The sequence below is a fragment of the Roseomonas sp. F4 genome (assembly GCF_053891155.1).
The window spans coordinates 513,130-526,205 of sequence record NZ_JBSSHK010000002.1 but is presented as its reverse complement, the minus strand read 5'-3'; the positions used below and the strand labels follow the sequence as shown (position 1 = coordinate 526,205).

The 13,076-nt window shown below is 71.5% G+C and carries 10 protein-coding genes; 1 reads left to right on the top strand and 9 read right to left on the bottom strand.

The window, feature by feature from the left end; translation table 11 throughout:
* Nucleotides 1-69 precede the first annotated feature (69 nt).
* On the top strand, nucleotides 70-993 hold the full coding sequence (locus ACVFYP_RS09845) for a Bug family tripartite tricarboxylate transporter substrate binding protein (protein ID WP_499199994.1): 924 nt from the start codon (nucleotides 70-72) through the stop codon (nucleotides 991-993).
* A gap of 137 nt (nucleotides 994-1,130) precedes the next feature.
* On the opposite strand, the gene ACVFYP_RS09840 is transcribed toward ACVFYP_RS09845, so the two are convergent.
* The 9 genes from ACVFYP_RS09840 to ACVFYP_RS09800 all read right to left on the bottom strand — a co-directional run bounded on the left by ACVFYP_RS09840 (nucleotide 1,131) and on the right by ACVFYP_RS09800 (nucleotide 13,061).
* Nucleotides 1,131-1,841 carry a PP2C family protein-serine/threonine phosphatase gene (locus tag ACVFYP_RS09840; protein ID WP_499199993.1) on the bottom strand — a complete coding sequence of 237 codons (711 nt, stop codon included), beginning with the start codon at nucleotides 1,839-1,841 and terminating at the stop codon, nucleotides 1,131-1,133.
* Entirely contained in the window at nucleotides 1,838-2,356 is a 519-nt protein-coding gene (gene tagF / locus ACVFYP_RS09835) for a type VI secretion system-associated protein TagF (protein WP_499199992.1), read from the bottom strand. Before tagF ends, ACVFYP_RS09840 begins: the two co-directional genes overlap by 4 nt.
* A gap of 62 nt (nucleotides 2,357-2,418) precedes the next feature.
* Complete coding sequence (gene tssM, locus ACVFYP_RS09830; RefSeq protein ID WP_499199991.1) at nucleotides 2,419-5,901, bottom strand: type VI secretion system membrane subunit TssM; 3,483 nt, start codon at nucleotides 5,899-5,901, stop codon at nucleotides 2,419-2,421.
* Between the two features lies 1 nt (nucleotide 5,902).
* Nucleotides 5,903-7,279 carry a type VI secretion system protein TssL, long form gene (tssL, locus tag ACVFYP_RS09825; RefSeq protein WP_499199990.1) on the bottom strand — a complete coding sequence of 459 codons (1,377 nt, stop codon included), beginning with the start codon at nucleotides 7,277-7,279 and terminating at the stop codon, nucleotides 5,903-5,905.
* The gene (tssK, locus tag ACVFYP_RS09820; RefSeq protein ID WP_499199989.1) at nucleotides 7,276-8,616 is read right to left on the bottom strand and encodes a type VI secretion system baseplate subunit TssK; all 1,341 of its coding nucleotides are present in this window, start codon (nucleotides 8,614-8,616) and stop codon (nucleotides 7,276-7,278) included. Before tssK ends, tssL begins: the two co-directional genes overlap by 4 nt.
* 39 nt (nucleotides 8,617-8,655) lie before the next feature.
* Nucleotides 8,656-10,170: a type VI secretion system-associated FHA domain protein TagH gene (gene tagH / locus ACVFYP_RS09815; protein WP_499199988.1), complete on the bottom strand. Its 1,515-nt coding sequence runs from the start codon at nucleotides 10,168-10,170 to the stop codon at nucleotides 8,656-8,658.
* Nucleotides 10,171-10,181: 11 nt separating this feature from the next.
* A complete protein-coding gene (locus ACVFYP_RS09810) occupies nucleotides 10,182-10,484 on the bottom strand; it encodes a PAAR domain-containing protein (RefSeq protein ID WP_499199987.1) in 303 nt (100 codons plus the stop codon).
* A gap of 1 nt (nucleotide 10,485) precedes the next feature.
* Entirely contained in the window at nucleotides 10,486-11,076 is a 591-nt protein-coding gene (locus ACVFYP_RS09805; RefSeq protein WP_499199986.1) for a DUF6931 family protein, read from the bottom strand.
* Nucleotides 11,076-13,061, bottom strand: coding sequence for a type VI secretion system Vgr family protein (locus ACVFYP_RS09800; RefSeq protein WP_499199985.1), 1,986 nt, complete (start codon nucleotides 13,059-13,061; stop codon nucleotides 11,076-11,078). The genes ACVFYP_RS09805 and ACVFYP_RS09800 overlap by 1 nt, the downstream gene beginning before the upstream one ends.
* Nucleotides 13,062-13,076: the final 15 nt, after the last annotated feature.

The window sequence follows — 13,076 nt, the reverse complement described above, 5'->3', positions numbered from 1 at the left end:
TCGGGTCGGTTGGGGGATTTCGGGATGTGGACGCGGCGTGGGTTGGGTGGGGTGGTTGCGGCGTCGGTGATGGCGTCCGGGGTCCGGGCGCAGGCGCCCTGGCCGACGCGGCCGGTGCGGATCCTGGTGGGTTTTGCGCCGGGTGGGTTTGCGGACATTGTGGCGCGGGCGATGGCGGAGCAGTGCACGGCGTTGCTCGGTCAGAATTTCGTGGTGGAGAATCGGTCGGGCGCGTCGGGGACCATCGCGGCGGATGCGGTGGCGAAGGCGCCGGCCGATGGGTCGGTGTTGTTGTTGGGGCATTCCACGCCGAATGCGGTGGCGGCGGCCTTGTTCAGCAATTTGCCGTTTGATCCGTTGCGGGATTTGACTCCGGTGGCGCAGATCGCGGTCCATCCGCATTTGCTGGTGGTGCCGGCGGCGTCGCCGTTCCGGACCACGGCGGATTTGATCGCGGCGGCGAAGGTGCGGCCGGGGGCGGTCAGTTTCTGTTCGGCGGGCATCGGGTCGGTGCATCACACGGCCTGTTCGATGCTGGCGCAGGCGGCGGGGGTGGAGTTCACCCATGTGCCGTATCGCGGCAGTGCGCCGGCCATGGCGGATCTGATCGCGGGCCGGGTGGATATGACGATCGAGGGCATCAACACGGTGGGGCCGATGATCGCCGATGGCCGGTTGCGGCCGCTGGCGGCGGGCACGCTGGACCGGATCGCGGTGTTGCCGGAGCTGACGACCTTGCGGGAGCAGGGGTATGGCGAGATCGATGCGGCGAGTTGGGTGGGGATTTTCGGCCCGGCCGGCTTGCCGGAGGAGATTGTGACGACGTTGGGCCGGGTGACGGACCAGGCGATGCAGGCGCCGACGATGCAGCGCATCATGACCAGCGGCGGCACCATCCCGGCCAGCCGTCGCGGTGCGGAGTTCCGGGCTTTCCTGGCGCTGGAGATCGAGCGCTACAAGGCCGTGCTCGGCGATGGGAAGATCGCGCTGTAACAGAGAGCGGAAAGGGCGGCGCGGAGATCGCAAGCGAGTTCAGATACTTGCGCGTCCCCCTCACCCAACCCTCTCCCCCATGAGTGGGGGAGAGGGCTTTCAGGCAAATTTGCCCAGCCTGCTGAACCCCTCAAACGCTACACCGCCCGCACGATCACCGCCGTGACGTTGTCCCTCGCGCCATGGGCCAGCGCGGCTTCCAGAATGGCGTCGGGCCCGTGTCCGGCGGCCAGCAGGGCGCCGATTTCGGCTTCCGGCACCGCCTTGAACAGCCCGTCGGAGCAGAGAAGAAAGACGTCACCGGCGGCGAGGCGGGCGCTGGTCTTGTCCAGCGTCAGTTCGCCTTCGGCGCCGACGGCGCGGGTGATGATATTGGCCTGGGGGTGGGATTCGGCGTCCGCCTCCGCCAACAGGCCCTGATCCACCAGGTCCTGCACCAGGCTGTGGTCGCGGGTCAGGCGGGTGAGGCTGCCCTGGCGCAGCAGGTAGATGCGGCTGTCGCCGGCCCATAGGCAGGCGAAGTGGCCGCCGCGGGCCAGCAGCACCACGATGGTGGTGGCGATGATGCGCCCCGGCCCGGCCTCGGCGGCCTGGCGTTGCAGATCGGCGTGGACGGCGGTGACGCGCAGCCGCACCTGGGCCAGCATTTCGGCGGCGGAGAAGCCCGGCGGCAGGTCCTGCAGCGCGGCGGTGACGGCGGCGGAGGCGACATCGCCCGCGCCGTGCCCACCGGCGCCATCGGCCACCGCCCACAAGCCGATATCGGGGCGATCGACGAAGGCGTCCTCGTTGCGGGGACGCACCGTGCCGGGGTGGGTGGCGGCCTGGCTGGTCAGGGAACCGCTCATGCGCCGCCCTCCACCAGCACGCGGAACAGCAAGGGCGGCGGCAATTCGGGCAGGGGCCAATGGGCGTCGGGTGTCACCCACCAGCCCTCCTCCGGCGCGATGTCATCCGTCCAGGGTTCGACCAGGGCGGCGAGCAGCGTGTCGGCATCCTGGCCCAGGGCGCGGGCGGCGCGGCCGGCCGTTTCCAGCGTGGCGTACCAGTCCTCGGCCGGCGGCGGAGCTTCCAGCGGCAGGGTCGCGGCGAGGGTCAGGGGGAAGCGGCGGCCGACCATGTCCTCGCTGGGCAGGATCACCCCGGCCACGCGGTCGATGCCACAGGCGCCCGCGGGCAGCAGGAAGCGCCAGGCGGGGCCGGCTTCCCAGGCTTCCGCGAAGCCCTCCTCACCCAGCGCTTCCCGCGCCTCGGTCAGCCCGTCCTGGAGCCATGCGTCCCAGGTCAGGCAGAAATCCTCCGGCAGCGCCCGGCGCAGGAAGTCGCCATGCGCCGGCAGTTTGCCGAGGAGGCCGATGGGCATCTCAGCCTCGGCGGGAAGGCGGGGCAGGCGGTGGCGCGCGCATGGCTCGGCTCCTCGGGGTTTCAGGGCGCCAGGGTGGGGCAGCGGAAATCCTGCAATTCCCGCAGGGCGAAGGGATGCACGATGGAGGAGGCGCGCAGCTCGAACTCCGCGCGGCGCTCGCCCTGGGTCAGGGTCAGGCGCAGGCGGTCGGCGGCGCGGGTGGTGGCGAGGCGTCCGCTGGCGACCAGGCGCATGGAGGCCCAGGCGCCATCGGTGGCCAGCGGCCCGGCGGAGCTCGGCGGGGTGAAGGTCAGGGTGATGCCGGCGCGGGAAGGCCAGAGCATGGGGATCGGGCGGGTGGAGGCCCCCTCCCCGGCCAGGACCACGCGGTTGCCCTCCACCTCCAGCACCGCGCCGGTGGCGCCGGGGTCGACGCCCATCGGCACCAGCTCGAAGCGCAGGCCGAGCGCGGCGCCGGCCAGCCCGGCCGGCCAGAAGGCGTCGCGGATGGCGGCCGCGCGCTGGAACTGCATCAGGTCAGCGGGGGTGATGGGAGGCGTCAGCCCTTCCGCCGCCACCGGGCGCCAGGGGCGCTGGGTGGTGTCGACGAAGTTGCGCAGATGCTGGGCGAAGAACTGGTCGAAGACGCCGCCCGGGCCGAACAGCCGCACGAAGTCGTCATAGGGGGTGTCGGGCGCGGTGGTGGTCTGGCGGAAGGGGAAGCGGGTTTCCAGGCCCCGGCAGAAGGGCGCCAGCGCCGCGCCGCCCGCCGCCGCGATCGCCGCCCGCGCGCCGCCGCTGCGCGCGGTGGCGGTGGACAGCGCCAGGGTCTGCAACCAGCGGGACAGAGGCTCCGGCGCGCGCTGCGCCTCGGCGGCCAGGCGCTGGCCGGGGTCGAGGCCGGGGCTGGGCGGGATGACGGTGCCGGGCGGGGAGGACACCACGCGGGCCACCTGCACATACAGCTCATTCACCGTGGCCAGGATGCCATCCAGCGGCTGGCCGGCGACGTCGCGCAGCGGCTTGAAGCGTTCTTCCACCACGGTCGCGACCGGCGCGGCGGAGGAGGGTTGCAGCGCCGCGCCCACGGCGGCGGCGAGGCGGCTGCTGGTCGCCGCGGCGGCGGCCTGTGCGGCGGCATCCGTGGCGGCGCCGGCGGGGGATTCCGGCGGTGTGCCGGGCGAAAGCTGCCGGGCGGCGCCGCGCAGCACGTCCCGCATCGGGGAATTGGGCGCGCCGAGCAGGTTCAGCGCCTCCGCCGCCTGGGGCAGGCTGCGGAAGGGCGGCAGCACGATGTCGGTCAGCACGGCCTGCCATGCGCGGGCGTAATCCTCCGCGTAAAGGCGCAGGACGGAGGCTTCGAGCTGGCGCGGATCGCCGGCCATGGCGGTCGCCGCCTCCGGCCCCAGCACCCAGCTTTCGGAGGCCGCTTCCAGGATGGCGCGCGGCAGTTGCGGCAGCAGCGCCTTGTGCAGCCCGTCCACGGTGAACAGGCCGGGCACGGCGAGTTCGGCGATGGGGCGGCCGGAGGCGGTGGCGAACCAGCGCTGGCCGGCAACGCCCATGGCATCGCCCGGCTTCCAGGGCGGGACGGCGGTCGCGGCGGTGCGCAGTCGGCTGTAGATGCGCTCCGCCATTGGCAGGCGGGAGAAAATGCGCCGCGCCTGATCGACCAGCGCGCCATCCAGCGGGTAGCGGCTGAAATCGGTGGAGAGCAGGGCTTCCAGATGGCGGCCCAAAGCCTCCCGCGTGGGCGTGCCGACAGCCCCTGGGAAAGCCTGCTGCCAGTCCAGCGACATCCATTCCTGCACCAGCGCCCGGTCCATCGGCCCGGCGCGGCCGAGCATCAGGTAGATGCGCGTCGCCTCGTACAGAAATTCGGGCCGCATGATGCCGGCGCGGATCTGGCTTTCCAGCCGCGCCAGCAGGCGGGGCAGCAGCACGCGGTCCAGCGCGTGTTCGTAGGCGAGGCCACCGGCCTCCACCAGCTTCGGCTCCTGGCTCAGCCCGAGGCCGACGCCATCGGCACGGGCGGCCTGCGGCAGGTCCCGCACCGCGTCGAGATAGGGGATCACGCGGGCCAGGGCGTCATCCGCCGTGATGCGGTCCAGCGGCAGGTTCTGGGCCGCCTGTTCGGCGCGGGCGACGGCGGCTTCCAGCTTCGCGCGGCGCGCCTGTTCGGCGGAGATGGCGGCATAGCCCCAGGCGCCGCCGCCGATCAGCAGCAGCACCGCGGCGGCCCAGGCGCCGATCTGCACCAGACGGCCGCGCTGGGCCTGGCCACGGTCGCGCGCGGCCAGCCGCGCCTCACCGAACACCACATCCTTCAGCAGTCGGCCGAGGAAATAGCTGCGGCCCTTCTGGCCCATGACGGAGGCCGGGCGGCGCGGATCGAGCCCGAAGGCGCGGGACAGCGCCCCGGTCAGCCGGTCGATCGGCGTGCCTTCCTGGGTGCCGGAGGTGAAATAGACGCCGCGCAGGAAGGGCGCGGGGTCGAGCTTCGATCCGCCGAAGGCGGCGCGGGCGAAGGCGACCAGCGGCGCTTCCAACGAGGCGAATTGCGCTGGGAAGCCGCCGATTCGGGCGCGCTGTTCCGGTCCGCGCTCCGCCTGGAGGCGTTCCAGCAGCCGGTCCTGCAAACGTTTTGTGAGTGCCGCGAATTCCTCCGGCAGTTTCGCCGCATGACCCTCCGGCCCGGCCTGTTCCGGGAAGGTCACGCCCCAGACCTGGCTGCGCGAATCCTTGTCGAGGTCGTCGAAGAACTCGGAAAAGCCGACGATGAGGTCGGCCTTGCTGACCAGGAAATAGACGGGCAGGCGCTGGCCGAGCCGCTGTTCCAGCTCCCGGATACGGCTGCGCACGGTCTGGCCATGGGCATCGCGCTGCGCGGCATCCAGCCGGCTGATCATATCCGCGCCGAAGGCCACCACCACGCCGTTCAGCGGCTGCTTCGGCCGCTGGCGCTTCAGCAGGTCGAGAAAGCGTTCCCAACCCGCCTTGTCGGCCTGGGCGTCGGAATCCTGGGTGGTGTAGCGGCCGGCGGTGTCGATCAGCACCGCCTGTTCGGCGATCCACCAGTCGCAATTGCGCGTGCCGCCCACGCCGGCGACGCGGCCGGCAGACAGCGGAAAATCGAGGCCCGAGTTCTGGATGGCCGTGGTCTTGCCGGAGCCCGGCGGGCCGATGATGACGTACCAGGGGCGCTCATACAGATAGCCGCCCTTGCCGCCGCCGGCCTGTTTCAGCGCGCCCAGCGCCTCCGCCAGCCGGGCGGAGACGGCCTGTTCCTCGGCGCTCGCGGCCTCGGCGCTGGCCTTGTCCTTGGCGGCGCGGCTATCGGCCTCGGTGACGCCGGCGATCAACCCGGCCTCCCGCTTGCGGCGCCGCTGGACCACGACGAGCATCACCACCAGCCAGATCAGCACCGGCAGGGCGGCCAGCAGGGCCAGCAGCCAGATCGCCTCCACGCCCAGCAGGGCCGGGGCGAACAGCCAGATGACCGGCGCCAGGATCAGCGCGCCGAACAACCCGCCGAGGGCGGGGATGGTGAGGAAGGCCTTCATCTCAGCGGCTCTCCCCACGCGAAAGCACCAGTTCGATGCGGCGGTTTTCCTCGCGCCCCTCCGCCGTGGCGTTGCTCGCCAGCGGTTCGGTGTCGGCGCGGCCGACGGCGGTGAAGCGGCTGGAATCGGCGCTGGCCGCGGCGATCACCTGCATCGCGGCCTCGGCACGGGCCAGCGACAGATGGTGGTTGGAGGGGAAGCGCACGGAGCGGATCGGCTGGCTGTCCGAATGGCCATAGAGCACGACGCGCCCGCGTTCCTCCGCCAGCGCTTCCGCGATGCGGTTCAGCAATGGCCGGAAATTGGGCTCCACCGCGGCGCTGCCGGAGCCGAACATGCCGCGGCCCTTGATGCGGATGGTCAGGCGCTGCGCATCGCCATCCACCACCACCAGGTTCTGGCGAATCTCCGGCGCCAGGAAGGTCCGCACCCGCTCGATCAGGTCCGGCCGCGCTGTGGGTGGCGGCGGCGGTGGCGGGGCGGGCGGCACGGGGGGCGCGCTGCGGTCGATGGTGGGCAGCCCGCCGGGCGGCAGGCTGGCGAGGCGCTGCTGCAAGCCATCGCCGGCCGCATTCACCGTGTCGGAGACAAAAATCCAGCCGAAGGCCAGCAGCGCCACGGCGACGGCGCCCGCCACCCAGGCCGGCACGGAGCGGCCCGGCCCGCGATGCGGCGCGTCCACGCCGCGCCAATGCGGCGACAGCTCCCGCTCCCAATTGCCGCGAAGCTGGACGAGGAGCTGGTACAGACCCTCCCGGATCCGATCCAGCTCGGCATGGCCGCGCGGGGCAAGGCGGTAGCGGCCCTGGAAGCCCAAGGCGAGGCAGAGGTAGCAGATCTCCAGCGCCGGCAGGTACCGGCCGGGGTCCTTCTGCATGCCCGCCAGCAGATCGAAGAAGCGATCGCCGCTGCGCACCTCCTGGTGGAAGGAGGAGACGAGGGAGCGTGTGGCCCAGCCGCTGGCCTGGCCCCAGGGGGTGGCCAGCGCCACATCGTCCAGCGCGGCACAGAGCGCGTAATGCGCGGCGCGGAGCTGGTCGGGCGGGATCTCCATGGCGCGGCACTCGGCCTCGAAGGCGCGCAGCGCCCGCATGGCGCGTTCGCGCAGCTCCTCCGGATTCGCCACCTGCGCCGCCTGCGGCCCGGCGCCGAGCCGCGCCAGCAGGTCGAGCAAGGGCGCGGCGGCGGCGGCGATGGGCGAGAGCCCGACCTTGGGCAATGCCTCCGCCTCCCCCGCCATGCGCGGCGCGGCCTGCATCGGCGCGGCGGGCTGGGGGGCGGCGGCGGCGCGGGGCGGTGGGGGCGGCACCGCACCACCGGCGCCCCGCACCACCGTGCGGTCATTGTCCTCGGGTTCGGAGAAGGGATTGTCGCTCATGCGCGGATTGCCCAGAGCTCCATGCGCAGATTCGGAAACTCGCCGGAGACATGGATGGCGAAGCCGCCGGAGGTCTGCATCTGCTGCCAGTGTGGGCTGCCCCTATCGAGCTCGAAATAGGTGGCGCCGGCATTGAAGGGAATCTGACGCGGCGCGACCGGCAGCGGCCGGATGGCGATGCCGGGCAGCGCGACGTTCACCAGTTCGCGGATATGTTCCACCGCGCCGATCTTCACCTGGTTGGGGAAGATCCGGCGAAGTTGCTCGCCGGGCACGTCGGCCGCGACGGTCAGCACGAACTGGCTGGCGCGCAGCAGGTTGCGATCGACGATGGCGCCAACGCGGACGCCGAACTTGCGGTCCTGCAAAGGGATGGACACCGCATTGGTCTCCAGCACCTGCGACAGCGACCGGCGAAGGTCCGCGACCACGGGCGCGAAGCTGCGTTGCAGGTCGTCGTGGCGATAGGCGGGATAGGCGGTGGCGCGCTTGTCCGGCGCGGTGAAGGTCGCCAGTTCGCCGGCCAACTGCACCAGCGCGGAAAACAGCGTTTCGGGATGCAGATTGCCCGCATCGGCCCAATGCGCGATCAGCGGCTGCCAGCGGTTGATGGTTTGCAGCAGCAGAAAATCCGCCACCTGCGCCACGCCCTGCGCCCCGGGCTGGCCGAGTCGCGCTGCCAGCGCTTCCCCGCGCTGGCCCAGCATGCCGACCAGTTCGGAGACCAGGTTGTTGAGCACGGAGGCGGCGGAGACGCGCAGGCAGGGCGGGATGAAACGCTCATCCAGCACCACGCGGCGATCCGCCTGCACCTCCACCACCCGGGCGAGGCCGAGGCAGGCATAGCCGGCGCGTTCCTCGCTTTCCAGCATGTAGCGCATGCGCAGCTTTCCGATGGCCAGCTCGGCGGCCATGGTGCTGTCGCTATGGGTGTCGAAGGCCTCGAAGGCGCGCAGCGTGTGGCGGGCATGGGTGGCTTCCGGCCCGGCCTCCGGGCTCGCCACCTCCGGCGTGCCGGCGCGGCGCAGCGGCAGGGCCAGATAGACCACGGCGTTGCGCGTGCCCTCCGGCAGGTCGAGCGGCAGCGGCGCATCGGCGGTGCCGGGGATGGCGAAGGGGGTGCCATCCTCCATCACCCCGGCCGCGCCGGACAAGGCGAAGCGCCCGGCCGCCAGCAGGTCCCGGTCCAGGCCGAGTTCGGTGACGCCCCAGGGATGCGGGCGCAGCGGCGCGGCCCGGGACTGGAGCAGATGCTCGAAGTGCCGGTCCTGCTGCTGGAAGTGCTGGGCGCGGAGGAACATGCCCTCCTGCCACACTACCTTGTCGTGCCAGACCATCGCTGTAAGTCATCCCCCCAAGCCGATCAGTGGCGCCGTTCAGTGTCCGCGTGTGGCTTGCTCATAGGCCCTGGCAAAGGCCTTGCCGAAGGCGCTGTCGAAATCATCCTCGAATTGTTCTGCCAGCAGAGCGTGCCGGCGCCTATAGGCTTCCCAGAGACGTTTTTCGCGCGCCCCTGGCAGCAGGCCGCCGCCGGGGTCCTCCGCCTCGATCGAGGCCGGGGCGAGGCGGTCCAGCAAGGCGCGCGCGGCGGCCTGGGTGGCGGCCAGCGTCGCCACCTGATGCGCCGTCAGATCCTCCACCGTCTCCCGCACCGCGGCCAGGGCCGGGGTGCGCGGGTCGAGCAGCGCGGCCAGGGCCTGGTCCTCGGTGGCGGCGAATTTCAGCGGATTGTTGTTGGCGGCGCGCAGCATGGTCTGCTCGATGCGGAATTCGCGCTTCACATCGGCGCGGGCGATCAGCAAGGCGCGAATGCCGGTGATGGCCGCGCGCAGCACCGCGCCGGCGGCGCGCAGCGCGGCATCGGGGTCCTGCGCCGCCAGGCCGGGCGGCAGGCCGGCGCCGGCGAGCAGGGCGGCGAGACCCGTTCCTGACGGAACCGCGGAGGGGGCCGCCGCCGGAGCGGGTGCCGGGATTGGCGGGGCCAGCGGCGGCGGAGCCGGGTCGCCGGCTTCCAGGAAGGGATCGCGCGGCGGCGATAGCGGCGCGGTGGGCTGGGGATAGGAGGCCACAGGCGGCGCAACGGGCGGCGGCTGCATGGCGGGTGGCGGGAAGGAGTCGGCCGGCGGCGGGAAGCTGGGCGGCGGGACGCCGAAGGGATCGGGCGTCGGCGGCGGATAGGCCGCGACCGCGGGGGGTGTCGCCGGCTGGGCCGGCGCCGGGGGCGGTGCGGCCGGGCGCGCCGGGGTCAGGTCCAGGTCCCAGTCATCCGGGATCTGCGACTTGCCCACCGGCAGGCTCGGCGGGACCATGAAGGCCTCGGCGGTGGAGGGCGCGTGATCCGGCATCGGTGCCGAATCCTGGCCGAAGGGGTCGAAATCATCCGGCAGCATGCCGCCGCCCAGGCCAGCGGCCGGCGGTCCGCCAAAGCCCTGGGAGGCGCCAAAGCCCTGCGTCGAAGGGGCGCCAAAGCCGGGTAGCGACGACGCGCCAAAACCCTGGCTCGGCGGGGCATCCGCGAAGGGGTCGGGGGCCGCGCCCCAGCCTGGGCCAGGTCCGGCGCCGGACGCGGTGGCCTCGGCGATCCGCACCTCGATCTCATAGGCGCCGAGGCGCAGCCGGTCGCCATCCAGCAGCGGCCGCACCTGGTCGCGCCCGACCGGCGTCTGGGCATGGTTCACGAAGGTGCCGTTGGTGGACAGGTCGCGCACCTGCCAGCCGCCGGCATAGAATTCCAGCACGCAGTGCCGCTTCGACAGCACCCGGTCCGGATCGGCCAGCGGCCAGTCGCATTCCGCGCCACGGCCCAGGCTGATCTCACCACCCGCGGCCCGACGCTGGCCGGGCACCACGGCGTCAGGGCAGCGCAGGACGGAAAGGGTGATCTCGGCCAAACCGTTTCTCCTCAGCCGCCGATCATGACGGTCGGATAGCCCATGACCAGCACGCCGCCATGGCCGCACATATCGCCGATCCGCGCCGCCGGCAGCTTGTTCACCAGCACGGTCATGCTGCCCTTCACGATGACATCCGGCGGGCCGACGCACATGCACATGTCGCTGATGCGCGCCTGCGGCAGCTTGCCGGTCAGCACATTGGGCGAGCCGGTCAGCACCGGCCCGCCGACATGCGGGATGGGCGGCACGCCCGGCGTCACCATCGGGCAGACATGCATGTCGGTGATGCGCGAGGCCGGGGGTCCCGCCATGCTAATCTGGCTCCTTGTCGATGCGACCGGCGCCGCCGGCGGCGATGTCCCGCGCCGAGGCCAGGAAGCGGGCCAGGCGTTCCTGCGCGCGTTCCGGGCGCAGCCGCACCGCCGCCAGCACCACGCCGCCGCTGATGGCCACGCCGGTCAGATGGTCGGGCGGCGGCACCTCCGGCTGGCCGACGGGCGCCATGCTGCCGCTGGACCAGAAGGCGCCGACGGCGGCCCAGGCTTCGGGCGTGCGGAAGCCGGTGCGCTGCGCGGCTTCCATCGCGGCGCGGCGCAGCCCGTCATCGCCCGGCTTGCGCACCCAGGCCTCCGCGGCGAGCAGCGCCTCCGCATCCACGGGCAGCAAGGCGGGGTCGGGGATGGCGCGGGCGCACATGCAGCCCCACCACACCGCTTCCCGCTTCGGCAGGGCATGGGCGGCGAGCCGCGCGGCCTCGTTGCGCAGCCCGGCGGCTTCCAGCCGGGCGATGCCTTCCGCCGCCGTCGCCACGCCGGCCAGGGCGTGGGCGGCCGGCGGGTCCAGCTCCAGCCGGGGCAGCAGGGGCGGCAGCGGGGCTGCCAGCTTGGGGAGGTTGCCGGTCATCAGTTGATCATCACCAGCAGGCCTTCGGTCTGGAAAAGCACATCGGCCTTTTCCTGGACCATCAGCCCCTTATGCTTGTGCATCAGCTGCGCTTCGCTGCTGATCAGCAGACCCTTCAACGTGATGCCCGTCTGGTCAACGACGAGCGAGGACTGCCCGACCTTCAGCGTGATCGACTGCATCGCCTCCAACGTGATGGCACCCAGATCGCATTTGATCGAGAGATTGCCAAGTTGCAGCTTTGTGCTGTCATTTCCCATTTTCAGCACAGTATCGCGGTTGCCCATGTCGATGGTCAGTGAATCATTGCCCATCTTGATGGCTTCGGTCCGGTTTCCCTTTTCGAGTGTCAGCTTGTCGTCCGCATCCTTCACCGTCACCGTGCGGGCGTTCTGCACCACCTCCGTCTGGTCATGGCCGATGGTGCGGCTCTCATCGTTCTCGACCTCGACCGTCAGGTCCTTCTGCGCGTGCAGCGTGATGTCCTCACTGCCCTTCTTGTCCTCGAAGCGCAGCATGTTCGCATCCGCCGCGCTGTCGGATTTGTAGCTGCGCGTCAGGATGCCGCTCTGGGCCTTGTTGGTGCCGGGCTTGAAGGGCGGTGGCGCGTCCTTGCCATAGACGCTGCCGACGACGATGGGCCGGTCCGGATCGCCATCGAGGAAGGCGACCAGCACTTCATCGCCGACCCGCGGCGGAAACCAGGTGCCGCCCCAGGCGCCGGCGGCGGTCTGCATGACGCGCACCCAGATGGAGGAGGTATCGTCATCCTTCGCCCAGCGGTCCCAGCGGAAGCGCAGCTTCACCCGGCCGAATTCGTCGAGATGGATCTTCTCGCCAGAGGGGCCGGTGACCTTGGCGGAATGCATGCCCGGCATCATCGGGCGCGGATGGCGCGGCTGCGGCATCCAGACGCGGCCGGTGAAGACCAGCCGCAGCGAACCCGCATAATGTTCGGTGCCGCCGCTGCCGGAGGTGGTGCCGGAATTGTCCTGCGCCTCATGCCGCGTGCCGGTGACCAGGTACTGCCGGCTGGCGAGGCTGCCATCTTCCTTCTTCACGCCGATGGCCAGACGCACGCCGGGGGCGAAGCGTGGGTCGCGGCACTCCGCGCTGTAATCCTCCGACGCCGCCTCCTGCGCGCCCATCAGCACCTCCCCCGACTCATTGTCGGGGCGGGTGGACATGCCGCCGGGCCAGTGGAAGACCTCCGCCGCATCCCACATCCGCGCCTCCTCGGCATAGGTGCGGGTCGTGCGCGCGGCCTGCAGCACTTCCGAGGGGCGGGAGCGCTCGCTGTCCATGTCGTCCAGCAGCGTCGACATGCTGCGCGCGCGATTGGCCCGCCGCCAGCCGCCGAGATGGTCGAGCTGCGGCGCGCCATGTTCGGCCGTCATGCTGTCCACGACAAATTGCGGGAAGCCCTGGGCGCTGTAGGCCACGCCCATCTCATGGCCGGATGCCGTATGCGTGAAGTAGTAGGTGAGGCCGTGCTCCTCCAGCAGGCGGGAGACGAAGTGCAGGTCGGTCTCGTTGAACTGGGTGCAGTAGGGCATCGGCGTGAAGCCGGGCAGCATGCTCCATTTCGGCTCGGGCAGGCCGTGTTCGGCCAGCACGAACTTCACCACGTCCTGCACCGTCTTGTCCTGCCAGATGCGGCAGTTGCGGCGCAGGCCGAGACGCCAGAGATGCGGCACCGCCACCAGGCGATAGACCATGCGCCCGCCGGCGCCCGGGCCGACGCGGCGGAATTCCGCCACCATGCCATGGAAGTGCCGCACCAGCGGCGAGGGGCCGCGCTGGGTGACGGTGATGCAGACATCCTTGGTCAGCATATCTTCGGGCATCAGGTCGGGGTCCTCGCCCAGAACCTCCGCCTCAATCGTATAGGGCAGGCCCAGCTCCTCCGTCACGGAGAGCCGTGCGACCAGCAGGGCGCGGTCGGGCAGGTGCGACTTGATGCCGAGTAGTCGCGGCGGCTCCATGCCCTTCAAGCCCTC